A 25,070-nucleotide genomic window follows, 5' to 3' on the forward strand; every position below is an offset into this window, starting at 1 on the left:
GACAACGCAGGGCCCGCCGGGCGAACACCCGGCGGGCCCTGGATCAGACGAAATCGTCAGATGCGGAAACTCGCGCCGACCTGACGATCTGCGTTCATCATCGTTTCAGCCGCGTTGGAAACGCCCTTGCCAAGTCCGTGAAGGTTCGCGCGGGCCTCCTCGAACAGCATGTCCCACTGCGCCTGAGCAGCCTGATACTCCCCGGCACCGCCGGATTGCCACACCTCGTTCTGAAGGTTCGAAACAATCGACTTGAGCTGGTTCGCCAATTCCCCCAGCGCTGTGAACTGCGCATTCAGGTCACCAGACAGAACGTCCATTCCGGCGAAGTTGTATCCAATTCTATCCATGGTCGTGCTCCTTTTCGAGGTTCGTCAAATTGACAGGTCGCTGTTGGCGGCCGAGGTGACTTGCTGTGCCACTGCCTGGTCCTGCTCCGCGTACCCCTTGAAACCGGTGGTCAGCTTCGCTTCGATTTCATCCAGCGCCTGCTCCAGTTTCCGTGCGGTCGCGCTCCAGTCGGTGGATGTCGCGTCGAACGCCTTCCACGCGCTGCCCTGCCACGAAGCACCACCGTCCTGCGAGGACGCCTGAATCCTGCCGAGGATCTGCTTCATCTCACCCACGATTCCAGCGACCGACTGCGCGGCCGATTGTCCGGCGGCAACGTCAACGTGCACACCGGAAGCCGGTCCTTCAACACCCATGCTTGTACTCCTTCTGTGTTCGGCACCGCACGGCGATGCCCCGGTGGTATCCGCGGAAAATGTGGCCCGCCCGCGGTGCTCCCGGCGCCGGCGACACAGATACCCTGACTATTTCCCCCGCCCGGTTCACGGCATCCACCGTCCTTCGGGAAGCGTCTCGATCAGCAGGCCGACGGCCTGCGTGATCCGATGGGCGCCACCCGGCGACAGCGTGGTCCACACCCGCCCGTCCGGAGACTTGCTGGGACTGGCGACGATTCGGCCCCGATCGGTGTCGAAGATCGCCAGTGCACCAGAAGATTGTGTGCTGCCACCGTTCGACCAGGAGACCGCGACGATCTCCGATCGGGTGTGACAGCGGGTCAATGCCGAGCCGAGGATCACCGCGTCGGACCCGACGGCCCCGAGAGTGTGCAACGCATCGGCGATGTCGTTGGCCCCGCCGCAGTCGGCGAGGCGGCCGGCCAGTTCCTCGGCGGGCACGCTGAGCCCGGCGAACTCGAGCGGCTCGACGGCACCCACGTCACTCGTCACCAACGCAGCGACGTCGGACTCGGCACTGACCGTCAGCAGCCGCAGATCGACCTGGCGGCCGATGCGTCGCGCGATCACGTGCTCGTGACCGCTGCGGGCCACGCATGTCCGCCGCATCTCGGCGGCCTCGATCGCCGTGTCGGACGTCATGGTCCGGATCTCCAGCTGCCGCTCCGGTGCGGCCAGCACCCGCAGCGCGGTTCCCAACCAGGCCACCGGTTCACCGGCGTCGAACAGGCCGCGCGATGCGATCTCGCGGTCGGCGGCGGCGTGGGTAGCGTCCTGCTCGTCGCCGTCGGCCGCAGTGGCCCAGAGGTCGAGCACGACCGGCCAGGTCTGCACACCTGCCAACTCGCCCACGCGGCGCAACACGTCCACGTCGAGGGCTGTTGCTGTGGTGTCCGCGGTCACTTGCCACATGATCTACAGCCCCTTCCCATGATCGAGGGACAGCGTCTCGTCCAGATAGCGCCGGTCCAGCGTCCGCCCCTCGGCGGTGTCGGGAACATGCTGGACGGCAGGGGTATCCGCCATGGCCACCTCTGCCCAGGTGGACGGGTGCTCGACGACCGCCTCCGCAGCCACGGCCGGTTCGTCGGGCTCCGCGACCACGGGTGCGCGGGCGACGAACCGGTCGGCGGCGCCCGCACCGTGCGGTGTCATCGGCGGGGCCACCGGCCCGGCTGGCCCGGCATGCGCGGGCTGTCCGGCGGGCGCCGGCGATGCGGTGCTGACTGCAGGTCCTCCGCCGGCCAGGATCGTCGGCGCGTAGCTCGTCTTCTCCGGGGACGGCATCACCATGCCCGCCACGGGGAGCCCGACAGGCGCAATCGCCGCAGCGGCCGGTGGCGGCTGCGGGTGGGGTTGGGTGGCGGCCCGGGCGGCGGCCTCGCGTGCGGCGCGTTCGCCTGCGAGTGGTTGTCCGGAAACCAGATTCGGCGCCGGCGCGGCACCGACCCACGGCGTTGCCGCGGACTCCGAGGCCGATTCGTAGTTGTGCATCACCTGAGCTGCCCGCAGCCGCTGGTCGTGCAGGGCACGTTCGGCGTGTGCGGCTGCTCCGACGAGCGCAGGTGCGATGGCGGCGACGGTGACCGCGGTGCGCATCGCCTCCTCGGCCAGGTTCACCTCGGCCAGGTTCGGCATCGTCATCCGGGCCACCGTCACCGCCGCCGACTGCGCCTCGGCCCGGGCCGCGTTGCGACCGGCGGCTGCGGCGGCCTCGGCGAACCAGGGCGCCAGCCGACTCAGGTTCGCGAACGACTCACTGGTGTGCGCGGATTCCCAGTGCACCCCGAGTGCGGCCAGGATAGTCCCGTATTCGGCTGCCGCCGAGGCGAGTTCGGATGCGACCCGACTCCATGCCAGCCCGGCCTCGGCGAGCGGGGCAGGGCCGGCACCATCACCGAGATCCGAGGCGAGCTGCTCGGTGGTACGGGCGTCCCAGACGACACCGGTGAAGCCGGTCATTGTCACCTCTCCTTCCTGATGATGGGGCGGGCGGTCGGATCACGTCAGATGCGGAATCCCGCTGCGGCGTCGTCCTCTCCGCGTGCGTACCCGTCGGCCTGCGCCCGGAGCACGGCGGCGATCTTGCGGAGTTCCTCGACGCCCTTCGCGGAATCCGAGGCGAAGGTCTCGGCCACCGAGGTGAAGCTGGCGGCCGACACCTGCGAGACCTCGTCACGACCGGCCGCGGGCACACTCAGCGCGGGCACCGCCGACGCCAGCGAGGTCTCCAGCCGCTCGGCGAGCCGATCGAGCCGGCCTGCGGCCGTGATGAGTTCAGTGGGGTCGACGTTCAACTGCGGGTCTGCCATGGCTACCTCGTTCCGGGTCTGTTCGAACGGTCACTGTGTCGTGGACGGTGATGGGTCGTGGACGGTGATGGGTCGGCGCGTGGACGGTTGGAGCAGGCCGACGATTGCGGTCAGCTGTCGGTGGATGTGGGCTTCGGGCTCGACGGAGGACCGAGGCGCAGTTCGATGTCCGGAGACGCCGGCGGGGCCGGCTGTTCGTCCTCATGACCGATCACCGCTGGCACCACGTCGGGCACGTCGCCGACGACTCGTTGGCCGTTGTCCTCGGTCACCAGGTAGTCGGGCACCTGATGCTCCTCACCGGCCGAGCCCACCCCCGCTCCCCGGGCGGCGCCCGCACCGGCCATCGGGGCCATCGATGCCGGCATCGCGCCGGTGGAGGTGACGGCGCCGCGGGGCGCCTGGGTCGGCCCCGACGCGGCGGGCTCGGTCATCCCGACCGACGGGGACATGAACGGGCGGGGCGCCAGCGGTGCCGAGGCCGCACCGACACCTCCAACGCCACCCCCGCCGCCGCCACCACCAACTCGTCCCTTACCGCCGGACCCGCCGGCTCCACCGCCTCCCGGGCCGCCGGACCGACCGGCGATCCCCGCCGCCGTCGATCCGGGCATCGCATCGGCACGAGCCGCCGACAGCATCCCGGACACCGGCGACGCGATCATCGACGGCAACTCCGATGCCGACGAGACGGCGGGTGAGACGCCGTCGAGTACGGCACTCGCCACGGCGAACGGCGATTGGGCGGCGCCGGCGGTGGTAGGCGCACTGGTCACCGGCACCGGCGCCCCGTTCGCCGTCATCTTCGCCGTGGGTGCGAGCAACTGTGCGCGCGTCACCGCGACCTGGGTGGTCGCCTCGGCGAGACCCTCGGAGGCGAACGCCACCGCAAGACCTTGCCCCGGCGGGGTCATGATGATCGGGATCGTGCCGGCGATCTTGGCGATGGTGGCCGCGATGATCGCCTGCACGGCGGCCAACCCGGCACCGACGATGCCGGCCGCGGTCTGGATGTCGATCGACATCCCGGCGCCCTGTGTCGAGACGTTCGCGGTGTCTGCCGTCGCGATGGCAGATTTACCCACCGCAGCGGTCGACGCGCTGCCGGTCCAGAGCTTGTCGAGGGCCTTCACCGCTCCCGAACCCATGGACATGCTGGTCTGCAGCACCTTCGACAGCCCCTCGAAGATCGCGGACGGATCGAAGTCGGCACCCGACAGGTTGCCGGTGCCGAAGCCACCGAGCAGATCGGTCAGCGGCTTGATCAGCAGGGTGATGTCGAGCGGCGGCAGCGGCGGCAGGCCCGGCAGCGGCGCGCCCGGCGGCGGCATCGCCGGCATTGCGGGCAGCCCGTGGCCGGCGAGGACGTCGGCCACGCTGGTGTCGAGGATCGGGCCCAGCGGCGATGCGTCGATCATCTCCTGCACCGTCATGTGCATCATCGCTGGCACATCCGGGAACGTCACCGGCATCGGCCCGGGGTCTCCTGCGCCGGTCACAGGACCGATCGGATCGTGGCGCCGGAATCGGCGTCCGCACCCTGCATCTGGGCCAGCCCGGCAAAGGTCGCCGCGGCACTGCCCGCGTGCACCGCGGCGAGGTTACCGACCGACAGCAGGTGATTGGCCTGCGCGACGATGAACGACGCCAGGAACTCCTGCCCGATGAGGCCGAAGACCGGGACCATCACCGCGGTGTTGGCCGCCGCGTTGATCGATCCGGCGGCGCCGACCGCGGTCGCCATCGCCGCGCTCGTCGCCCCGAACGCCTCGACCGCTTCCGGCACGACTGTCACGTCACTCATCGCTGTCCCTCCCGTTCACCGCTGTGACTTCTTTCCCTGCTCGCGAATTCGAGCCCTGCCGCTGCGATTCCCTCTTTGGACGCAGCGGCGATCCATTCGGTTCCACTGTCTGCGGAGTATTTTTCCTAGTCGGTCCGCGGCCGAGAATTCACCAGGTCGGCGAACGATTCGTTGAACTCCTCGGTGATCGACGCCCGCTTGGCGAACGCCCGTTGGGCTGCCAATGCGGCGGTGGCGACGATCTGCTCGCCGAGTCGCTGCCCTCCGATCTCGTTCGCACCGGGCGCCAGCCACAGACCGGTGAGAGCTCCGACCCCGTCGACCTCCACCGTCACCAGGTCGTCTGCGGATGTCTCCCGAACCGAAATCGCCTCGTAGCGCTCATTGAGCTCGTAGAGGCTGTTCAATTGCGCGTTCGCGCGCGCTTCGAGTTCATCCATCGCCCAACTCATGGCTCCCCCTCACACCGACCGCAGCCAGGACGCCGGGGCGTCGAGATCGCGGTCGTCGAGTTGCTCGGCACGCGCCAGGTCGTCGGCTCGCGGCAGCTTCATCGCATCCACGACATCGCGTTCCACACCCGACGCGATGAGCTGCTCGCGCAATCGAATACCGGCGGCCATCGCCGATTGACGGCACAGCCGAAGGATTTCGTCGGCCAGCGCCGCGGGTTCCTTGCCCAACGCCGACTGGTCGATCCGCACCGAGACGGGCAGCCCCTGCGGGGTGGTCACCACCGCGAGCGAACCGGAACGCGACCGTGCACTCGACAACGCGTGCGCGGCGTCCACCGCCCCGTCGTCGCCCGCTTGGTCTTCTCGGTCGTGGACATCCTCGTCCCGCCCGTCCCACGAGCTGTGACCCGATGCGGCCATGGCGATCTTCCCCCCGACTCCATCCTGCTGACACGTGGACCCTGCTGAGGCTTGGACGCAGCCCGGCCGCAATCGGTTCCCCAGGATTCATCCGCCACGTCCGGATTCGGGTCCCCCGACCAAGCGTGCGCACGCCTCACCGGCGCCCACTACGATCCGACCGGCGCATCGCAGCGACCGGTCGTCGACGCCGATCCTGCCATATCAGCCCGGCACCAACCACACAACACTCGGTTTCCGTTCGTTCGAATGACGCCGTCGGCTGCGGTCAACGCGACACGCAGCTGCCGCAGCCCCGCCCACCGTGTGCCGGGTCCGATCGGCGATGCTGACAGTGTGACGAACACCGACGCCGACCCACCCGGCGCACTCGACGGTCTACGGGTCCTGGAACTGGGCACACTCATCGCCGGCCCGTTCGCGGGCAGGCTCCTGGCAGACATGGGCGCCGAGGTGATCAAGGTCGAACCACCCGGTTCGCCGGATCCGATCCGCACCTGGGGCCAGGCGGAGCAGGACGGCCACCGCGTGTACTGGACCGTCCACGCGCGCAACAAGAAGGCGATCACCCTCGACCTGCGCGCCCCGGCCGGGCGCGCGGTCTTCCTCGATCTCGTCGAGATTGCCGACATCATCGTCGAGAACTTCCGGCCGGGCACGTTGGAACGCTGGGACCTGGGCTACGACGTCCTCGCCGCCCGCAATCCCGGCATCATCCTGACCCGGGTGTCGGGGTACGGGCAAACCGGACCGGCGGCGGCGCGGGCCGGCTACGCGTCGGTGGCCGAGGCGGAGAGCGGACTGCGATATCTGAACGGCTACCCCGGCGAGGCACCCCCGCGGCTGGCGCTGTCACTGGGCGACACCCTGGCCGGGATGTTCGCTGCCCAGGGCACCCTGGCCGCGGTGTATCGACGAACCGTCACCGGCCGCGGGCAGGTCGTCGACACGGCGTTGACCGAGGCGTGCCTGGCCATCCAGGAATCCACCATCGCCGACTACGATCTCGCCGGGGTGGTCCGCGGGCCATCGGGAACCCGCCTGGACGGTATCGCCCCGTCCAACCTCTACCTGGCCGCCGACGGCCTGCGCGTGGTGATCGCCGCCAATCAGGACACCGTGTTCGGCCGCCTCTGCGCGGCCATGGGACGGCCCGAACTGGCGTCCGACGAGCGCTTCGTCGATCATCGTGCCCGCGGCGTCAACCAGGACGAACTCGACGAGATCATCGCCCGGTGGGCGGTGCGGCACAGCAGTGATGAGCTCATCGACATCTTGGGTGAAGCCGGGGTCGTGGTGGGCCCGGTCAACACTGTCGCCGAGGTCGTCAACGACCCGCAGATGCGGGCGCGCGACATGCTCGTCGCCCACCACGACGAGCGGCTGGGCCGGGACATCCTCGGCCCGGGCATCGTGCCGAAGCTGTCGGAATCACCCGGCAGAGTCCGATCGGCCGGACCCGCGCGACCGGGCACCCACAACGACGAGATCTATCGCGACCTCCTCGGCCTCGGCGACACCGCCATGGCGAATCTGCTCCGCGACGGCGTGATCTGAACCCGAATTGCGGGTCGTGCGCAACCAATGAGGCAGGTCAGCGATGCTGCCGCCGACATCGGACCATTCGGCGAGAGGGGAGGTGTTCGTTAGACTCTGAACTCGCGATGGATTTTTCCGGCCATCGACCACTACAGGGGGATCTTTTCTCACATGACGTACGACGACTCCGGGAATGTGAACGATTCCGGTGTGCCGGCGCCCCCTCCATGGCTTCAGTTCGCCGAGCCGGAGCCGGAGCAGGCGCCCCCACCGGCCCCGCGTCCCGACCGCCGCGCACCCGACGAGGGCACCGCACCCGATGAGGGCCCAGCGCCAACCGACAGGACACCGCCAACCGACAGGACACCGCCAACCGAGCCGCCGCCGAACGGTCCGGTGGCCCCCGGCGCGACGCCTTCCGGCGGCCCGATACCCCCACATTCGCCCCTGTCTTCCCATGCCCCCCTGCCTCCCCACGCTCAGCTGCCGCCGAATGCACCGCTGCCCCCGAGTGCGCCGCCGATGACGAACGGTCCGATACCGCCGGGCGCCCCCTGGGGCCCCGGCGCGCCGGTCCCGCCGGCAGCGCAGCAGCCCCCGCACAACGCGCATCCACGTCCTGCTCCGGGGCCACACACCGACACCGAGCGGCCGGGCGACGGCTCCGGCTGGGCGGAACCGGGAACATCGGCCGACGTTCCGCAGCGACCGCCGGACTCGTTCGCTCCGCCACCATGGCCGGATGCACCGACGCACCCGGGCCCGCCACCGCAGGCGCCTCCCGGCGCCCCACCGCAGGCGCCGCCCGGTCCCCCGCCCGGCCCGGCACCGATGGGACCCGGCGCACCGTACGGTGGCTATCCGATGGGCCCGCCCGGGTACGCCGACCCGCAGTCCGGTCCGGCGCTCGACGAGGTCGCCCTCATCCGCAAGGCCCGGCGGCCTCCGAGCCGGGGTTGGCGACGCGCGGTGCACACCATCTCCGCCGGAACCATCAATCCCGGAGAGTCGTCGGCCGATCTCGAGTACAAGCGACTCCTGGAGCGTGTCAATCGCCCGGTACGCGGCGACTACCGGATCGCGGTGTTGTCCCTCAAAGGTGGCGTCGGCAAGACAACCACCACCGTCGGCCTGGGCTCCACGTTCGCGTCGCTGCGCGGTGACCGGGTGATCGCAGTGGATGCGAATCCGGACCTCGGCACGCTCGCGCAGCGTGTACCCCAACAAACGCGCTCGACGGTCCGCGACCTGCTCGCCGATACCAACGTGTACCGCTACTCCGATGTGCGCGCCCACACGTCTCAGTCGCCGAGTCGACTCGAAGTGCTTGCCTCCGAACGAGACCCGGCGATGGCCGAAGCGTTCAGCGAGGAGGAGTACCGCGGGGTGATGCGCATCCTGCAACGCTTCTACAACATCATCATCACCGACTGCGGCACCGGCTTGAGCCACTCCGCGATGGGCGGGGTGCTCGACCTCGCCGACGCCATCATCCTGGTGAGTTCTCCTGCGATGGACGGCGCGCGCAGCGCCGGTGCCACGCTCGACTGGCTCGCGGCGCACGGCTACGCACATCTGGTGTCGCGCGCGGTCGTGGTGCTGAGTTCGTCGCGCCCGGGTGCGTCGACGATCGACACCGACCAGCTGGGTCAGCACTTCCTCACCCGCTGCCGCGCGGTACACAAGGTCCCGTTCGACGATCACCTCTCCGAAGGTGCCGACGTGGATCTCGATCTGGTCAGCAAACAGACACGCCGCGCATTCGTCGAGCTCGCCGCCACGATCGCCGACGACTTCTCGTCGGTGCCCACCGAGCGCGACGAGCCCTTCTACCCGTAGCCGAGGGCCGGGCTATCGGGTCGACTCCTCGGTCGATGCCTCGGGGCCGGTCTCGTCCCGGGCCGGTTCTGCAGCCGGGGCGTCGCGGGGCGTTCGCCGGACGGCATGCCAGCGCCGGGCGAGGTGCAGCGCGGTCGGCACCACCACGGTCAGCACCGAGGCGATGATGAACACCTCGATGTGGTCACGGATGATCGATACCTGGCCGAGGAAGTACCCGAGCGTGATGATCCCCGCCGCCCACGCGAAGCTGCCCAGGATGCTGAACAGCGTGAAGACGCGATACGACATCCCGGTGAATCCCGCCACCAGCGGGGTCAGGGTCCGCACGATCCCGATGAACCGCGCGAAGAACACGGTCAGCGCACCGAACCGTTCGAAGTAGCGATGGGTCTTCGCGAGTGGTTCCGGACCCACCATCCGCATCAGCCGACTCTCCACGACGCTGGAGCCGAGCCGTCGCCCGATCGCGTAGCCCACCTGGTCGCCGATGATCGCTGCCGCGGGCACGGCGATACACAACAACCACAACGGGGCGAACGGATCCGGTTGTGCGGCCAACACACCGGCGGTAAACAACACCGAGTCGCCGGGGAACACGAAACCGATCAGCAGCCCGGTCTCGATGAACACCAGGATGCACAAGCCGATCAGTCCGCCGGTGGCGAGAAAGGTATCGACGTCGAACGGATTCATCACCTCGAGCCTAATGACGTGGGCGATGAGCCCGGTGGCCTCCGACGCCACACCGGCGCCTGATCCCAGCGTCGACGGACGAGGTTAACTCGATGCAACATCCCGGGCGAGATGTGCCAAACTACGGTTAACTCATGGGTAAGCATGCCGACGAACCCCGCCGGGCCGCCGAGCTCCGCGGATCGATCGGCACCCGAAGCCATCACACAGACGTGATCAAGCAAGGAGTCACCGTGTCCGGAGCCACACCCCCGCCGACGGCGGGGTCCCGGAACCGAGTCCGCGGCCAGAACGGCAAGAGTCCCGCGCTGCGACCGGTCACCGACCCCCAGATCCGCATCGAATACCACACCATTCACGGATATCGACGGGCCTACCGCATCGCCGGCAGCGGCCCCGCACTGCTGCTGATCCACGGCATCGGCGACAACTCGTCGACCTGGGACTCGGTGATCCCCACGCTCGCCCAGCACTACACCGTCATCGCGCCGGATCTGCTCGGCCACGGGCGCTCGGAGAAACCACGCGCCGACTATTCGGTGCCGGCTTTCGCGAACGGGATGCGTGACCTCCTCGTCGTCCTCGGCATCTCGAAGGTCACCGTGGTCGGCCACTCCCTCGGCGGCGGGGTGGCCATGCAGTTCAGCTACCAGTTCCCCCGCTTCGTGGAACGTCTGGTCCTGGTTGCGGCCGGTGGCGTCACGCGCGAGGTCAACCCGGCACTTCGACTGGTGACGATGCCGATCGCGCAGGAGATCCTCACGCTGCTGCGAGTGCCCGGCGTCGTACCCTCGCTGCGACTGGCGGCACGCACGTTGGCTGCCGCCCCACACATCCCCGGCATGCCGGCCGGCGCATCTCCGCAGCGCCTGCTCAACGATCACCACGACCTCGTCCGGGTGCTCGGGGACCTCGCCGACCCGACCGCGTCGTCCGCATTTCTGCGCACGCTGCGTGCGGTCGTCGACTGGCGTGGTCAGGTCGTCACCATGCTGGACCGCTGCTATCTCACCGAACGCCTTCCGGTCCTGCTGATCTGGGGTGATGAGGACACCGTGATCCCGTATGAGCACGCCCGCCTCGCGCACGCCGCAATCCCGCATTCGGAGTTCGAGACGTTCGCCGGCTGTGGCCACTTCCCGTTCCACGCCGATCCGGATCGCTTCGCCAAGACCATCATCGACTTCATCGACCGTAACGAGGCAGTGGTCTTCGACCCGGCCAACTGGCGTCATCTGATGTCCGAGGGCCAGCGACTCGGCGAGTTCACCGGCGACGAGGAGACGGTCGAAGCGGTACTCGAGGCCATCGAGGATGAGCGCAACGCGACCTAGAACCGGCCCTGCTGCGTGCGCTGCGAACGTGCGATGATGTCACGGTGAGCCACCCGGGACAACCTCCGAACGACCCGTACCGCGATCAGTACGGATCCTGGTCCGGTGATCCGTACGCGCAGTCGGGGATTCCGCCCGCCGCAGGGCCACCGCCACCCTACGGCGCCCCGGGGCCCGCACATCAGCCCTGGGGCCAGGCCCCGATGAATCCGTACGCCCAAAGCCCCTACGGGTTCGTCCCGGTGGGCGCCGATCCGTACGCCCCGTACGGCCGGGATCCGATGTCGGGCCTTCCGTACTCTGCCAAGTCGAAGGTCGTCGCCGGTCTGCTACAGATCTTCTTCGGCACCTTCGGCATCGGCCGCTTCTACATCGGCGACAACCAGACCGGGGGAATCCAACTCGGTCTCACCCTCGTGGGCTTCGTGACGCTGTTCTTTCTCGTCGGGATGTTCCTGATCCTCGCGGTGAGCCTGTGGGCGCTCATCGACGGGATCCTCATGCTCACCGGGAGTGTGACCGACACGCACGGATATCCGTTGCGGCCCTGACCGTCTCGATCCGGCGATCGGGCAGGTCTGCGATCAGTCGCCGCAGCAACCACCCGAGGACCGCACATCGCGGGTGACCTCGTTGCGCGCCGCGAGATCGTCGTCGGCCGGATAGTCCACCCCGATCAGGCACAGCCCGCGTGCCTCGGCGACGGGGACGTCACTACTGCGCGTCCGCTCGGCCAGCAGCCCATGGCACCAGTCGATGTCCCGGCGGCCGTCGCCCACGCTGGCCACCGCACCCACCAGCGAGCGCACCATCGACCAACAGAACGCGTCGGCGCTGACATGGCCGGTCAGCACCCCGTCGGCGTCCGCGGACCAGTCGAACCTCTGCAGGTCGCGGATCGTCGTCGCACCTTCTCGACGCCGGCAGAACGCGGCGAAATCGTGGAGACCCACCAGTGTCTGCGATGCGGCGTTCATCGCGTCCAGGTCGAGCGGCCGACGCCATGCGGCGGTGGTGCGAGCCGCGATCGGCTCAGCTCCGAAAACCGCGTCGGTGAGCCGGTAGACGTAGTGGCGCCGCAGGGCCGAGAAGCGGGCATCGAAGTCGCTGCTGATGCGTTCCACGGCCCGCACCCGGACATCGTCGGGCAGCATCTTGGCCAACCTGCCCACCAACCGCGACGGGTCCCCGGCGATGGACCGGGCGTCCAGCGATGCCTCCGGCACGTCGGTGTGGGCGACCTGCCCGGTCGCATGCACCCCTGCGTCGGTGCGACCGGCCACCGTCAGCCGCACCGGTACGCGCAGCACGGTGCTCACCGTGTCCTGCAGCACCCCACACACGGTGCGCTGCCCCACCTGCGGCGCCCACCCGGCGAAATCGGTTCCGTCGTAGGAGATGTCGAAGCGAAGACGACAGAACCCGCCGTCACCTGATGCGGTGACGGCGGGTTCCGACAACTCTGCTGAGTTCAGCGACTACTTCTTGTCGCCGTCCACGTCCGCGCCCGCCGCCTCGGCGTCGGGTGCGGTCGCAGCGCTGGACTCGTCGTCGACGGCCTCGGCCACGGCCTCGGCGTTGGCGACCTGAGCGTCGCTGGCGTCGGCCTCGACGGCCTCCACGACGTTGCCGGCGTCGGAGGCGTCGCTCTCGGCGACGACCTCTTCGGTCGCCTCGAGCTTCTCCTCGGCGGCCTTCTTGGACGCGGCGACGCGCGTGGCCCGGCTGGCCTCGCTCGACGCGGTCGACTCACGCACCAACTCGATCACGGCCATCGGGGCGTTGTCGCCCTTGCGCGGCAGCGTCTTGATGATGCGGGTGTAGCCGCCCGGACGATCTGCGAAGAACGGTCCGATCTCGGCGAACAGGGTATGCACGACATCCTTGTCGCGGATGTCCTTCATCACCTCACGCCGGTTGGCCAGCGAGCCGGCCTTGGCGTGGGTGATCAGCTTCTCGGCGTACGGGCGCAGCCGCTTCGCCTTCGCTTCGGTGGTGGTGATCCGGCCGTGCTCGAAGAGCGAGGTGGCGAGGTTCGCCAACATCGCCTTCTGGTGGCTGGCCGACCCGCCGAGGCGGGCACCCTTGGTGGGCTTGGGCATTTCTCTTCTCCTAGAAGAAACTCACGATCTCTCGACCGGAAGTCAGGGTTGGGCGACAGTAAGCCTTGCAGCTGCCCGCCGCGGGAGCGGCTTACAGCTGCTCGGTCTCAGCGAAATCCTCACCGGAGTCGGCGTCGAACGACGCGTCATCGGTCCACGTACCGGTTGCCGGGTCGTAGCCGGCGACCTGCGACGGGTCGAAGCTGGCCGGGCTGTCCTTGAGCGACAGACCCAGCGCGTGCAGCTTGACCTTCACCTCGTCGATCGACTTCTGGCCGAAGTTGCGGATGTCGAGCAGATCCGACTCGGTCCGGGCAACCAGCTCGCCGACGGTGTGCACACCCTCGCGCTTGAGGCAGTTGTAGGACCGGACGGTCAGCTCGAGATCCTCGATCGGCAGGCTGAACGACGCGATGTGGTCGGCCTCGGCCGGCGACGGCCCGATCTCGATCCCCTCGGCCTCCACGTTGAGCTCCCGGGCGAGCCCGAACAGCTCGACCAGGGTCTTGCCCGCAGAAGCGAGCGCGTCACGCGCGGTGATCGAGTTCTTGGTCTCCACATCGAGCACGAGCCGATCGAAGTCGGTGCGCTGCTCGACACGGGTGGCCTCGACCTTGTAGGTCACCTTGAGCACCGGCGAGTAGATCGAGTCGACCGGAATCCGGCCGATCTCGGCACCCGACGCCTTGTTCTGCACGGCCGGCACGTAGCCGCGGCCCCGCTCGACGACGAGCTCGATCTCGAGCTTGCCCTTGTCGTTGAGGGTCGCGATGTGCAGGTCAGGGTTGTGCACGGTGACACCGGCCGGAGGCACGATGTCGGCGCCGGTGACGGTGCCCGGACCCTGCTTGCGCACGTACATGGTGACCGGCTCGTCCTCTTCGGAGCTCACCACGAGGCCCTTGAGGTTCAGGATGATGTCGGTGACGTCTTCCTTGACCCCGGGGACGGTGGTGAACTCGTGCAGGACACCGTCGATGCGGATGCTGGTGATGGCAGCTCCGGGGATCGACGAGAGCAGGGTACGACGCAGCGAGTTGCCGAGGGTGTAGCCGAAGCCCGGCTCGAGCGGCTCGATGACGAACTTCGAGCGGTCCTCGGCGATGATCTCCTCGGTCAGAGTGGGTCGCTGTGAGATGAGCATTTCTTGTGTATCTCCTTGTGGCCGACCGCTATATGACGGCCTAGAAGTGGACCGAACAGCTGATGCTGTAGGGCTGGGATTACTTCGAGTAGAACTCGACGATGAGCTGTTCCTGCAACGGCACGTCGATCTGGGCACGCTCGGGCACGTTGTGCACGAGGATGCGCAGCGTCGACGGGACCACCTGCAGCCAACCCGGGACCGGACGATCGCCCTGGATCTCCTTGGCGATCTGGAACGGGACGGTCTGCAGCGACTTCGGCCGGACGTCGATGATGTCGTACTGGCTGACGCGATAGCTGGGCACGTCCACGCGCACACCGTTGACGGTGAGGTGACCGTGGGTGACCATCTGGCGGGCCTGACGACGGGTCCGGGCCAGTCCGGCGCGGTACACGACGTTGTCGAGGCGGGTCTCCAGGAGCTTCAGCAGCTCGTCACCGGTCTTGCCGGTGCGACGGTTGGCCTCTTCGTAGTAACGACGGAACTGCTTCTCCATCACTCCGTAGGTGAAGCGGGCCTTCTGCTTCTCCTGCAGCTGCAGCAGGTACTCGCTCTCCTTGATCCGCGAACGGCCGTGCTGGCCGGGCGGGTAGGGGCGACGCTCGAACGCCTGGTCGCCGCCGATGAGATCGACGCGCAGACGACGGGACTTCTTGGTTGCGGGGCCGGTATAACGAGCCATTTTCTTCTACCTCTTCCTTTCCCGCTTAGACCCGACGCCGCTTGGGCGGACGGCAACCGTTGTGCGGCTGCGGGGTGACATCGGAGATGGTGCCGACCTCGAGACCGGCGGCCTGCAGCGACCGGATGGCGGTCTCACGACCCGAACCCGGTCCCTTGACGAACACGTCGACCTTCTTGACGCCGTGCTCCTGGGCCTTGCGCGCAGCGTTCTCCGCGGCGAGCTGAGCCGCGAACGGGGTGCTCTTGCGCGAGCCCTTGAAGCCGACATGACCCGAGGACGCCCAGCTGATGACGGCGCCGTTCGGCTCGGTGATCGACACGATGGTGTTGTTGAACGTCGACTTGATGTGTGCGTGGCCGTGCGGGACGTTCTTCTTATCGCGACGGCGGGTGCCCTTCTTGGGGCCTGCGCTACGTGACTTGGGTGGCATTACTTCTTCTTCCCGGCGATGGTCTTCTTCGGGCCCTTGCGAGTACGGGCATTGGTCTTGGTGCGCTGTCCGCGGACGGGCAGGCCACGACGGTGACGCAGACCCTGGTAGCAGCCGATCTCGATCTTGCGACGGATGTCGGCCTGCACCTCGCGACGCAGGTCACCTTCGACCCTCACCGAGTTCTCGATGTATTCACGCAGCTTGGCGACATCGGCGTCGGTGAGATCCTTTGCGCGGAGGTCGGCCGACAGGCCGGTCCCCTCGAGGATCTCCTTGGAGGTGGTACGACCAACTCCATAGATGTAGGTCAGTGCGATCTCCAGCCGCTTCTCGCGGGGGAGATCCACACCAGCAACACGTGCCATGTGGCATTCCTTCACTTCTCAGAGGTCTGCTCCCAGTCCGCCCCCGACTCTTCTGTGGTGCTTGACGCTGCGGGGCTCCGGCCTCTGAACCGGAGGTGGGCGTCGACCCGTGTGTCGACGCTGGTGCTGGGAGGGCTTCACAAGAATGTTCAGCTCTTCGATGCATATTCAATTGTGGTCTGTAACTCTCAAGCGACCCCGAGGGGTGCCGATGATCAGCCCTGACGCTGCTTGTGACGCAGGTTGTCGCAGATCACCATGACCCGACCGTTGCGGCGGATCACCTTGCACTTCTCGCAGATCGGCTTGACGCTCGGCTGAACCTTCACGTCCGCTTCTCCTTGACTCGTCCGGGCACGACGAAGCCGTGCCCGATCGTCCTCACCCCTGGTTGGGGAAAGTCCTACTTGTACCGATAAACGATGCGCCCACGACCGAGGTCGTACGGCGAGAGTTCCACGACGACCCGGTCCTCGGGCAGGATGCGGATGTAGTGCTGCCGCATCTTGCCGCTGATGTGGGCGAGAACCTTGTGCCCGTTCTCCAGCTCAATGCGAAACATCGCATTGGGCAGGGGTTCGATCACTCGTCCCTCGACCTCGATGGCCCCGTCTTTTTTCGCCATGTCCTCCGCGATCCTGGCTTCCGGTCGGCGGAGATCGCCCAGCGATCCCATGACGCGAAGCCCGGTTGAAACCGTGTTTATCCGTTAGTGTGTGGTCACCGATCGTCGCCGACCGGCTCCCTTGGGTCCGGCACTCGCCGGACCGCCCACCTGCACCGCTTCGGTGCAGGACATGCAGATACCGGCGCGCGACGCACACCGACGTTCAATGTTACGCGAACTGGCAGTTCAGACCAAACCGCCAGGAGCTGAGACAACCGCGCACTCCCCACGCTGCCGCGCACGTCGCGACATGCGCGGCACCGTGGCAGATGCGCGGTTGTGTCGAGCCGCGCCGACACAGCGGCAATACAGCGGCAACGAGGTGTGCGGCCCCACAGCACGAATTCGGTGTGATGTGGGACACTTGACCACATATATGATACATATGACTTGAAACACGCCATCAGTTGTTGGCTGATGGACGACACGCGCTCGGTTCGTCGTCGCACACGACGCTCGGGGGAACGAAGGATTTCGGGGGAAATTCATGAACGCGCCATCGACGTACGCTCCGCCGTGGGCCAAACCGGTGGCCAGGGCGGTCCATGGCGCGGACACGTCCCTGGCCTACGTGGGCCAATTCCTCACCTTCGTCTACTACACGATCCGCTACATACCCACCACCTTCGTCCACTACCCACGCCAAACCGTGCGCGCCGTCACCGACCTCGCGTGGGGACGCGGCGCGGTCATCGTCGGAGGCGGGACCGCCCTGGTCATGGCCGCGCTGGGCATCGCCGCCGGTGCGACGGTGGCGGTGATCGCACACAGCACGCTGGACCTCGTCGGCCTCGGCGCCGTCTCCGGCGCCGCGTCGTCGTTCGCCATCACCCGCGAGTTCGCGCCGATCCTCGCAGCGGTGGCCTTCGCGATCCAGGCGGGGTGCCGGATCACCGCCGAGGTCGGCTCGATGCGGATCAGCGAGGAGATCGACGCGCTCGAGGTCATCGGCGTGCATGCGATGGCGTTCGTGGTCACCACACGAGTCATCGCGGGGGTGCTCACCACCATCCCGACCTTCCTCGTCGCGCTGGTCGCGAGCTATCTGAGCAGTTCCCTGGTCGTCGGGTTCCGCGATGAGTCGGTGGGAGCCTACGAACACTATTTCGACCAGTTCCTGAACTTTCCGGACCTCGTGTTCGCGACGATCAAGTGCGTCGTCTTCGTGGTGGCCGTGACACTGATCCACTCGTACAAGGGGTTCTTCGCCAGTGGCGGCCCGGAGGGTGTCGGGGTCGCCTCGGGCCGGGCCATCCGCGCCAGTCTGGTGTCGATCATGATCCTCGATCTGATCCTCACCGTGGCGTTCTGGGGCGTCAACTCTCCGTTCAGTTTCCGAGGCTGACCGATGGCCGAATTCCGCATTCCCGGGATGTCCGCCGACACGGCGACCTACCGGCGCCGCGCACTCGCCTTCCTGGCCGCCACCGTGGTGGTCGTCGGCGCGGTCGTGGTGGTCGATCGAGCGATCCCGAGCGACTCGATCCGGATCACCATGTCCACGTCGACGGTGGCCGGGGGCATCCAGCGAGGCGCGTCGGTGGTCATCAACGGCTCTCAGGTCGGCCGGGTGGCCGACGTCACCACGCCGGCGCCGGACACCTACGAGGTCGCCCTCGAGCTCGACCCCGAACGGATGGGCGATTCCGACATCCTCACCGATACCGCGATGGTCAGCTACGCGCCCGAGAACCTCTTCGGTATCGCCGCGGTGGTGCTCTACGGACAGCCCGGCGGCGCCCCGCTCCACGACGGGTCGAGCTTTTCCCCGCCGGAACCCGAGGACGCCACCCTCACGACCCTGCTGCAGAACCTGAGCGAACTGCAGAACGAGGCGTTCGATCCGTATGTCGGCGGCGTCCTGGACATCGCCAACCAGGCCACCGGCGGTCTGCTGCCACTGTTCGGTGCGATCGGCCAGATCGCCGGCGACATCGCCGACACGCAGGTGGTGACCCCCGCCGAGACCCTCCCCCAGTACACGCAGCTGATCGGGCAGGTGCGCGGTGCCGTCGACGATCTGCTGCCGCCGATCAAACAGATCATGGACTGGCAGGCACCGCGAGCGCCCGGATACCTGGAGGCCTCCGAGAAGGGCCTCTCGGCCACCGCCGGACCGTTCATGGACGACCTCACCCGCCTGCTCGGACCAGACGCGCTCGGGATGACCGAACCACTGATGCCGGTGCTCACCCAGATCATCCAGCGTGTCCAGCAGACCTTCCCGGACAGCCGCCGCAACGGCATCCAGATCGCCACCCTGATCGAACGGTTGCGCAGGTCGCTGCCCGACACCCCCGACGGCCCGGTGCTCAACGTGGACCTCGTGCTCAGGTCGGCGCCCGGTCTGGCGGCAGCCCTGCGCCTGCCCACAGGTGGATCGGAGGGTCCTCGATGACCAGTTTTCGTCGCGCCCTGGTGTACCTCGTCGTCTTCGCGGTGGTGACCGTCGCCGGAGGCCTGTTCATCAACAATGCGATCGACCGTCCGGTGCCGGACGTGACCCGCACCTACACCGCCGACTTCGCCAATGCCGCCGGCCTCAAGGTGGGTAACGACGTGCGGGTGCGCGGTGCCCGGATCGGCAAGGTCACGGCCATCGACGTGCACCATGCCCCGGGCGACCCGACGAGTGTCGCGCGGGTGGAGTTCGAGTTGTCCGGCGATGCGCGGGTCCATGCCAACAGCACCCTGGCCATCCGCTACCTCAACCTGACGGGCATCCGCTACGTGGACCTGCAGGATCCGGAGCAGCCCGGCGACCCGATCCCGCAGGACGAGATCATCGGCATCGCATCGACCACCCCGTCGTTCGACGTCACGACGGTGTTCCACGGTCTCGCACCGGTTTTCGCGACGATGAGCCCAGAGAACATCAACCATTTCTCCGCGAGCCTGCTCGCCGTGGTGGAGGGCGACGGCTCGAGTTTCAGCGAATTCATCAGCTCGCTGACATCCATGATGCGGCTGGTCGACAATCGCTCCGAGGTGATCAACACACTCGTCGACAACCTCGCCGAACTGTCCGGGGCGGTCGACGGCCGCGCCCAGTACATCGATCCCATCATCGGGTACATCTCGCGTTTCGGCACCGTGCTCGCCGAGTGGACCCCGGACCTGGAAGGCCTCGCCAACCACACGGGCGAACTCCTGGTCCAGGCCGACTACCTGCTCGCCGCGCTCGGTCTGCAGCCCAACCGCACCCCCGACGCCGACTTCCTGTTCAACCAGATCAAGCCGATCGGTGAGGCCGCTATCGGATTGCTCTCGCTGTCGCCCGGCATCCTGCAGTCCATCAACTCGGTCCTGCCGGCGACCGACGCGGCACAGGTCGATCGAACATGTTCGCACGGCGCGGCCGAAGTGCCGGCCGAGGTGAAGCTGTTCCTGCGTGGAAGTCAGGTGACCTTGTGCAAACGCTGAACTACGAGAACCTGCGCGAGGACGGCACATCCGTGCCGGTGCTGTCGAGCCTCGGTTCGGCGATCCGCGGACTGTGGGATTTCGGCATCGGCCTGGTGAACCGCATGACCGACCACAAGCCGATGTCCAATCGCGGTCGCCGACGCTCAGAACTGCGGTGGGGCATCGCCGGTGTGGCGGTCACCCTGGTCGCCGCGCTGGTGGCGATCGGCGTCTACTGGTTGACCCCGGGCCACTACCGGGTCGTCGCGGTGTTCGACGAGGCCGGACAGATGCGGGTCGGCAACAGCGTCCGGGTTGCCGGTGTACCGGTCGGCACGGTGAAGAGCATCGAGCTCGCCGGTAACCAGGTCGATGTCGAGATGGCCGTGCGGTGGGGCACCTACCTCGGCAATCAGACCCGCGCCGACGTCAAGATGCTCACCATCGTCGGCGGCTCCTTCGTCGACCTGACCACGGCGGGTGACGGGCCCCTGGGCGACGAGCCGATTCCGGCCGCGCGCACCACGGTGCCCTACAGCCTCATGCAGACCTTCCAGACGATCCAGCCCAAGCTCACGAAGATCGACGCCAGTCCGCTGCGCACGACCATGGCCGACTTCGACGAGGCGCTGACCGCCAATCCCGGCGCGTTGCGCAAGAACATCGGCGTGATCAGCTCGATGCTCGACAACCTGCAGCGGCGCCAGGACGAGTTCGGCTCGATGTTGCGACTCGCGGCCGACTATGCCGAGCAGATCAACGCCAACGGCGACGTGATCACCCAGTTGGCCCGCAACCTCAGCAGCTTCATCTCCGAGTACGCGGTGTTCGCCCCACGTCTGAACGTGGTCCTGGAGCACACCGGCCTGCTGCTGCAACGTCTGCGCGGTCTCGCCCTGCTCTACGACGACGACATCCAACCGCTGATCGATCAGATCGACGCTATCGGACGTGATTTCGGACCGGCGCTGCAGCGCTACACGCCGCTGATCGAACAGGGGCGCGATCTGATCACCCGCCTGGAGGGCATGGTGGCGCCGGACGGTTCGATCGTCATCGACCAGAGCAATCTGGTCCTGTCGTCGGACTACTGCATACCGATGGTGGGGGTGACGTGCTGATGCTGGTCAAGATCCTCGGTTCCAAGTGGCTGATCTCCGGTATCTCGATCACGGTGGTCGTCGCGACTCTCGCCGGCCTGTACGTCGTCGGCTCCGGCCTACCCGGCAAACAGCAGTACTGTGCGGAGTTCGACGACGCCATCGGCCTGTTCCCCGGCAACCACGTCACCCAGCGCGGTGTCACCGTCGGCACCATCACCTCGGTGGAGTCCGGCCCCGGTACCGCTGTCGTACGGTTCACCGCCGACGGCGCCCAGCGACTTCCGGCCGAGGTCAAGGCCGCAACGGTCGCGCCGTCGGTGATCGCGGTCCGCCAGCTCGCTCTCATCGGTGACGACACCGGCGGCGAGACGCTGCGCCCGGGCACCTGCATCCCGCGTCTGTCGACGAATACGCCGGTGTCGATCTCGGAGTCGCTGGAGAGCATCTCGGTCGTCGCGAAACAACTCACCACCGCGGGCGGGCCCGATCAGCTGAAGAACGTCCTCGGTTTCGTCGGCAATCTCGACGACGAACTCTCCGGCACCGGACCCGAACTCAACGCGTTGATCAAGAAGCTCGCGATGCCCGCGAACAGTTCGATCAACGGCGCGCTCGTGGACACCGCACGCATCGTGGACAGTGTGAGCGCCATGTCCACCGGCCTCGCCGGGAACTGGGAGTTCCTCGAACAGTTCATCACCGAGATCACCGGGGTGATCGAACCTCTGGTCCTGCCGACGGTCGGCAACGTCGTCCGCATCATCGCGGCCGTCCCGGAGACGATCAACCTCTTGACCAATGTCATCTCGCACTACGGGCACTTCGTGTGGCCGGCCCTCGACGTCGTGGTGCCGATGGCACGCGTGGTCGGGGCCGGCATGCGGAACTTCGGTGACATCCTCGGCATCGTCCCGGTCCTCATCAAGGCCTTCGACATCTCCTTCGATCAGAAGTCGTTGGGCCTGCGCATCCGTTACACCCCACCGACCACCCGCATCCCCGCCAAGAATCCAGAGCTGACATGCGCGAACATCAACCGTCTCGTCCCGGGCCAGTGCACCGTCACCGACCCCGACGGGATGCAGGTCGACGCCATCACGATGGCCCTGATGCTGACCGGGGCCAAACCATGAGGACGATGCGGCGTGCGCCGCGCCGGACCACCGCTCTCCGGCTGATCGCGATGCTGATGGCGGGCTGGTTGCTCACCGGGTGTTCGGCCTACAACCACTTCACCCCCGAGGAACTGCCCACACCCCAGTCCGTGCGCACCGGCTGGACGATGAACGTGGAGGTCCCGACCGCGGTCAACCTGCCACTGCGTTCGCGGGTGGTGGTCAACGGCATCGCCTCCGGTGTGGTCTCCGCGATCGAGCCCGCGACCGGACACACGGTGATCCGGCTGCTGGTCGACGAGTCGCAGGCGATCTCGGAGCAGGCCACCCTCGAACTCAAGCAGGACACCCTGCTCGGTGACACCTACGTCTCGATCACCAACCCGCCCAACGCCATCGGCTCAGCCCTGCCCGCCGGGGGCACACTCCCCCAGTCCCAGGTCCAGCGGCCGGTGCAGATCGAACAGCTGATGGCGAGCCTGTCGAACTTCCTCGGCAGCGGTGACCTGATGCAGTTGGGCAGCACCTTCTCCACGGTGAACAATCAGTTCCCGCAGGACCCCGCCGAGGTCCGCAAGATCCAGGCGGTGCTCACCGACACCGTGAACACGTGGGCGGACAGCGCAGCGGACATCACCTCGATCCTGAGTAATGTCACCGCGCTCACCGAGCGGCTCAAGAGCATGAAGGGCACCCTGCAGTTCGCGTTGAGCCCCGAAGGCGCCGGCCAGTTCCGCGCGATGAGCGACACCACCTATCTGGTCGTGGTGCTGGCCCGTCTGCAGCGGGCACTCGGGCCCGCCATGCCGCTGGTGCCGGTGCTCTCGAGTCTGACCCGGCTCATCAACACGGTGGTCAAGCCGATCCTCATCCCGGGATGGCCCGGCGCCGACGTATCCAATGCCGAACTGCTCGTCGACGTCCTCAACGACAAGCTGGTGCCGTATTTCAAGAACGCCCCGGGGCTGAACATCCGGTCCATGGCGATCGAGAACAACGTCTCCGACCGGGAGATCGCCGGCCAGCTCGCCAACGTCTTCCGCATGTTGGGAATGACCCGATGAACCCACAGACCATCCGAGAGCTGATCCTCAACGTCGTCGCCTTTGTCGTCGTGCTGATCCTCGGCGGCGGCTATCTGGCGACGCAGGCGTACAACTGGCGCCCGTTCGAGGAACCGAAGACCGTCCAGATGAGCGTGGCGAACACCGGACTCATCCTGTCCGGAACCGGGGTGTTCGCCAGCGGGGTGCGGATCGGTGAGGTCCGTGAGGTGCAGCTCGCGCGGCAGGGGGCGACCCTGATCCTCGACTACGACAGCGACCAGGAGATCCCGATCGACTCGACCGTCGAGATCGGCCTGCAGTCGGCCCTGGGTGAGCCGTACATCAACTTCACCTCGGGGACCTACGCCGGTCCGGCACTGCCCGATGGGGCGGTCATCTCGGCCGAGCAGATCGCCGAACCCGAGTCGATCCCGGGGATCTTCGAGGAGATCTCCACGATGTCGACCGCGATCGCCGCCGACCCCATGGCGGGCGTGCTGAAGACGGTGTCCGAGGCGCTCGACGGGACCGAGCCGTCCCTGGACCGCATCAGCGACGGCACCCGGCTGGTCGCGGCGCTACTGCTGTCGCGCTCGGAGCAACTGCGGAGCATGTTCACCAACACGCAGATCTACACCGCCGATCTCGGTTGGATCGTCGACACCCTCCCGCAGTTCTCCCGCGGACTCGATCAGGTGGTCACCGACTTCCAGGGCGCCCTGCACGCCACCGCCCACCTGGTCAACAGCACCGATCTGCACGATTCGATGATGAACACGCTGCACCCATTCTTCGAACAACTGAACCCCTACCTGGAGAAGACGATTCCCCCGGTGATGGATGCCGTCGGCCCGCTAATGCCGATCGTGACCGCACTCAACCAGACCCTGCCGCAGATCGACATGAGCGAACTGCTGGCACGTGCGCTGGAACTGTTCGGTGCCGGCGACGGCATGCGGCTGGTGATCACCCAGCCGAACTGAGACATCGAGAAACAACCGCGTAGCACAAAGGAGATCGGCTGTGGCCGAGAACAACACGTCCACCAAGGACCACATCGACAACGCCGGTGACGGCAACGAGTCAACAGATACCGAGACGACCGAGAACAAGACGACCGAGAACAAGGCTACCGGGACCAGCGAGACCGGGAGTGGCCGAAGTGTCGATTCGGCCACCGACACGGCCGGCCGCACTCCCGACAACACGACGCCAGGTACGGATGACGCGACGGCCCGCACCGGCAAAGCCAAACGCCAGCTGTCCATCTCGGTCGGCACGCTCGGCATCTCGCTGCTCATCGTGGCACTCGTCGCCGCACTCGGGACGTTCATCTACCGCGACATGTCCGCACGCAGCGACCTCGACGCGATGACCTCGGAGGCCGCAGATTCGGCGACGGCCGAGGATGTCGCCGGCCGCTACGCGGTGTCCGCAGCGACCCTCGACTACCAGGATCTGACCCCCTGGATCGCGGCGATGAAGGACGGCGTCAGCCCGGAACTGCAGAAGAAATATGACGTGATCGGTCAGGCGATGGAGCAGATCATCACGCCGCTGCGGATGCAGACGACGGCCGAACTGGTGCTCGCCAAGACCCAGGAGGTCAACGGCGACATGTTCCGTGTCGACGCCGTGGTCGACGTCGACACCAAGAGTGTGCAGACCCCCGACGGCGGCAGTGCGGTCGCGGTGTACACCGTGACGCTGGACCGGTCGCAGAACTGGCTGATCACCGAGGTGGGCGACCCGACCGGTGCGATCCCCGGTGGGCTGGGTGAGGCAGCGCCGGATTCGGGCGCACCGGAGTCGGCCCCGGCGCCCGCTCCGTCGCCGGCACCCGGAGGCTGAGCG

General features: G+C 67.3%; 30 protein-coding genes. 12 read left to right on the forward strand and 18 right to left on the reverse strand.

Features of this window, described 5'->3' with window-relative positions; genetic code table 11:
* Positions 1 to 56 precede the first annotated feature (56 nt).
* The 9 genes from NWF22_RS03000 to NWF22_RS03040 all read right to left on the reverse strand — a co-directional run bounded on the left by NWF22_RS03000 (position 57) and on the right by NWF22_RS03040 (position 5,740).
* Positions 57 to 350, reverse strand: coding sequence for a WXG100 family type VII secretion target (locus NWF22_RS03000; protein WP_160900693.1), 294 nt, complete (start codon positions 348 to 350; stop codon positions 57 to 59).
* Positions 351 to 374: 24 nt separating this feature from the next.
* Complete coding sequence (locus NWF22_RS03005; protein WP_160900692.1) at positions 375 to 707, reverse strand: WXG100 family type VII secretion target; 333 nt, start codon at positions 705 to 707, stop codon at positions 375 to 377.
* 126 nt (positions 708 to 833) lie between these two features.
* Positions 834 to 1,661 (reverse strand): ESX secretion-associated protein EspG, encoded by an 828-nt coding sequence (locus NWF22_RS03010; RefSeq protein ID WP_160900691.1) that lies wholly within the window; start codon positions 1,659 to 1,661, stop codon positions 834 to 836.
* A 3-nt stretch (positions 1,662 to 1,664) separates the two neighbouring features.
* Positions 1,665 to 2,711, reverse strand: coding sequence for a PPE domain-containing protein (locus tag NWF22_RS03015; RefSeq protein WP_160900690.1), 1,047 nt, complete (start codon positions 2,709 to 2,711; stop codon positions 1,665 to 1,667).
* Positions 2,712 to 2,755: 44 nt separating this feature from the next.
* Complete coding sequence (locus NWF22_RS03020; protein WP_160900689.1) at positions 2,756 to 3,061, reverse strand: PE family protein; 306 nt, start codon at positions 3,059 to 3,061, stop codon at positions 2,756 to 2,758.
* Positions 3,062 to 3,171: 110 nt separating this feature from the next.
* Complete coding sequence (locus tag NWF22_RS03025) at positions 3,172 to 4,533, reverse strand: hypothetical protein (protein ID WP_160901399.1); 1,362 nt, start codon at positions 4,531 to 4,533, stop codon at positions 3,172 to 3,174.
* 23 nt (positions 4,534 to 4,556) lie between these two features.
* The gene (locus tag NWF22_RS03030; RefSeq protein ID WP_160900688.1) at positions 4,557 to 4,865 is read right to left on the reverse strand and encodes a hypothetical protein; all 309 of its coding nucleotides are present in this window, start codon (positions 4,863 to 4,865) and stop codon (positions 4,557 to 4,559) included.
* Between the two features lie 125 nt (positions 4,866 to 4,990).
* Positions 4,991 to 5,317 (reverse strand): YbaB/EbfC family nucleoid-associated protein, encoded by a 327-nt coding sequence (locus NWF22_RS03035; protein WP_160900687.1) that lies wholly within the window; start codon positions 5,315 to 5,317, stop codon positions 4,991 to 4,993.
* 9 nt (positions 5,318 to 5,326) lie between these two features.
* Entirely contained in the window at positions 5,327 to 5,740 is a 414-nt protein-coding gene (locus NWF22_RS03040) for a hypothetical protein (protein ID WP_233750873.1), read from the reverse strand.
* Between the two features lie 336 nt (positions 5,741 to 6,076).
* On the opposite strand from NWF22_RS03040, the gene NWF22_RS03045 reads away from it, so the two are divergent.
* Both NWF22_RS03045 and NWF22_RS03050 read left to right on the forward strand, forming a co-directional pair.
* The gene (locus tag NWF22_RS03045) at positions 6,077 to 7,297 is read left to right on the forward strand and encodes a CaiB/BaiF CoA transferase family protein (protein ID WP_258321311.1); all 1,221 of its coding nucleotides are present in this window, start codon (positions 6,077 to 6,079) and stop codon (positions 7,295 to 7,297) included.
* 153 nt (positions 7,298 to 7,450) lie between these two features.
* Positions 7,451 to 9,118, forward strand: a complete 1,668-nt coding sequence (locus NWF22_RS03050) for a MinD/ParA family ATP-binding protein (protein ID WP_160900685.1) — start codon at positions 7,451 to 7,453, stop codon at positions 9,116 to 9,118.
* A gap of 12 nt (positions 9,119 to 9,130) precedes the next feature.
* Here the strand turns inward: NWF22_RS03050 and NWF22_RS03055 are convergent, their stop codons facing one another.
* Positions 9,131 to 9,814 carry a DedA family protein gene (locus NWF22_RS03055; RefSeq protein WP_160900684.1) on the reverse strand — a complete coding sequence of 228 codons (684 nt, stop codon included), beginning with the start codon at positions 9,812 to 9,814 and terminating at the stop codon, positions 9,131 to 9,133.
* 233 nt (positions 9,815 to 10,047) lie between these two features.
* Here NWF22_RS03055 and NWF22_RS03060 point away from each other — a divergent pair, with 233 nt between their 5' ends.
* Both NWF22_RS03060 and NWF22_RS03065 read left to right on the forward strand, forming a co-directional pair.
* Positions 10,048 to 11,148, forward strand: coding sequence for an alpha/beta fold hydrolase (locus tag NWF22_RS03060; RefSeq protein WP_373692002.1), 1,101 nt, complete (start codon positions 10,048 to 10,050; stop codon positions 11,146 to 11,148).
* A gap of 44 nt (positions 11,149 to 11,192) precedes the next feature.
* Positions 11,193 to 11,699, forward strand: a complete 507-nt coding sequence (locus NWF22_RS03065; protein WP_258321312.1) for a TM2 domain-containing protein — start codon at positions 11,193 to 11,195, stop codon at positions 11,697 to 11,699.
* A gap of 33 nt (positions 11,700 to 11,732) precedes the next feature.
* On the opposite strand, the gene truA is transcribed toward NWF22_RS03065, so the two are convergent.
* From truA to infA, 8 genes are all read right to left on the reverse strand, one after another.
* Positions 11,733 to 12,608, reverse strand: coding sequence for a tRNA pseudouridine(38-40) synthase TruA (gene truA / locus NWF22_RS03070; RefSeq protein ID WP_160900682.1), 876 nt, complete (start codon positions 12,606 to 12,608; stop codon positions 11,733 to 11,735).
* 18 nt (positions 12,609 to 12,626) lie between these two features.
* Complete coding sequence (gene rplQ / locus NWF22_RS03075; protein ID WP_160900681.1) at positions 12,627 to 13,250, reverse strand: 50S ribosomal protein L17; 624 nt, start codon at positions 13,248 to 13,250, stop codon at positions 12,627 to 12,629.
* 91 nt (positions 13,251 to 13,341) lie between these two features.
* Positions 13,342 to 14,394, reverse strand: coding sequence for a DNA-directed RNA polymerase subunit alpha (locus NWF22_RS03080; RefSeq protein ID WP_160900680.1), 1,053 nt, complete (start codon positions 14,392 to 14,394; stop codon positions 13,342 to 13,344).
* Positions 14,395 to 14,473: 79 nt separating this feature from the next.
* The gene (rpsD, locus tag NWF22_RS03085; protein WP_160900679.1) at positions 14,474 to 15,079 is read right to left on the reverse strand and encodes a 30S ribosomal protein S4; all 606 of its coding nucleotides are present in this window, start codon (positions 15,077 to 15,079) and stop codon (positions 14,474 to 14,476) included.
* A gap of 25 nt (positions 15,080 to 15,104) precedes the next feature.
* On the reverse strand, positions 15,105 to 15,512 hold the full coding sequence (gene rpsK / locus NWF22_RS03090; RefSeq protein WP_160900678.1) for a 30S ribosomal protein S11: 408 nt from the start codon (positions 15,510 to 15,512) through the stop codon (positions 15,105 to 15,107).
* Positions 15,512 to 15,880 carry a 30S ribosomal protein S13 gene (gene rpsM / locus NWF22_RS03095; protein ID WP_160900677.1) on the reverse strand — a complete coding sequence of 123 codons (369 nt, stop codon included), beginning with the start codon at positions 15,878 to 15,880 and terminating at the stop codon, positions 15,512 to 15,514. Before rpsM ends, rpsK begins: the two co-directional genes overlap by 1 nt.
* A 215-nt stretch (positions 15,881 to 16,095) precedes the next feature.
* Positions 16,096 to 16,209, reverse strand: coding sequence for a 50S ribosomal protein L36 (gene rpmJ / locus NWF22_RS03100; RefSeq protein ID WP_040515091.1), 114 nt, complete (start codon positions 16,207 to 16,209; stop codon positions 16,096 to 16,098).
* Between the two features lie 74 nt (positions 16,210 to 16,283).
* On the reverse strand, positions 16,284 to 16,505 hold the full coding sequence (gene infA / locus NWF22_RS03105; RefSeq protein WP_005170487.1) for a translation initiation factor IF-1: 222 nt from the start codon (positions 16,503 to 16,505) through the stop codon (positions 16,284 to 16,286).
* A 529-nt stretch (positions 16,506 to 17,034) separates the two neighbouring features.
* Between infA and NWF22_RS03110 the strand changes: the two genes are divergently transcribed.
* Genes NWF22_RS03110 through NWF22_RS03145 form a run of 8 tightly spaced genes read left to right on the forward strand, consistent with a single transcriptional unit; the run spans position 17,035 to position 25,067 of the window.
* A complete protein-coding gene (locus tag NWF22_RS03110; RefSeq protein ID WP_160900676.1) occupies positions 17,035 to 17,892 on the forward strand; it encodes an ABC transporter permease in 858 nt (285 codons plus the stop codon).
* A gap of 3 nt (positions 17,893 to 17,895) precedes the next feature.
* Entirely contained in the window at positions 17,896 to 18,945 is a 1,050-nt protein-coding gene (locus tag NWF22_RS03115) for an MlaD family protein (protein ID WP_160900675.1), read from the forward strand.
* Entirely contained in the window at positions 18,942 to 19,970 is a 1,029-nt protein-coding gene (locus NWF22_RS03120) for an MlaD family protein (RefSeq protein ID WP_160900674.1), read from the forward strand. Before NWF22_RS03115 ends, NWF22_RS03120 begins: the two co-directional genes overlap by 4 nt.
* On the forward strand, positions 19,958 to 21,073 hold the full coding sequence (locus NWF22_RS03125) for an MlaD family protein (RefSeq protein ID WP_258321313.1): 1,116 nt from the start codon (positions 19,958 to 19,960) through the stop codon (positions 21,071 to 21,073). Before NWF22_RS03120 ends, NWF22_RS03125 begins: the two co-directional genes overlap by 13 nt.
* The gene (locus NWF22_RS03130) at positions 21,073 to 22,188 is read left to right on the forward strand and encodes an MlaD family protein (protein WP_160900673.1); all 1,116 of its coding nucleotides are present in this window, start codon (positions 21,073 to 21,075) and stop codon (positions 22,186 to 22,188) included. The genes NWF22_RS03125 and NWF22_RS03130 overlap by 1 nt, the downstream gene beginning before the upstream one ends.
* A 5-nt stretch (positions 22,189 to 22,193) precedes the next feature.
* Positions 22,194 to 23,234 (forward strand): MlaD family protein, encoded by a 1,041-nt coding sequence (locus NWF22_RS03135; protein ID WP_160900672.1) that lies wholly within the window; start codon positions 22,194 to 22,196, stop codon positions 23,232 to 23,234.
* The gene (locus tag NWF22_RS03140; RefSeq protein ID WP_160900671.1) at positions 23,231 to 24,199 is read left to right on the forward strand and encodes an MlaD family protein; all 969 of its coding nucleotides are present in this window, start codon (positions 23,231 to 23,233) and stop codon (positions 24,197 to 24,199) included. Before NWF22_RS03135 ends, NWF22_RS03140 begins: the two co-directional genes overlap by 4 nt.
* A gap of 40 nt (positions 24,200 to 24,239) precedes the next feature.
* The gene (locus NWF22_RS03145) at positions 24,240 to 25,067 is read left to right on the forward strand and encodes a hypothetical protein (RefSeq protein ID WP_160900670.1); all 828 of its coding nucleotides are present in this window, start codon (positions 24,240 to 24,242) and stop codon (positions 25,065 to 25,067) included.
* Positions 25,068 to 25,070: the final 3 nt, after the last annotated feature.

The sequence above is a fragment of the Gordonia mangrovi genome (assembly GCF_024734075.1).
In the GTDB taxonomy this organism is placed as follows: Bacteria; Actinomycetota; Actinomycetes; order Mycobacteriales; family Mycobacteriaceae; genus Gordonia; species Gordonia mangrovi.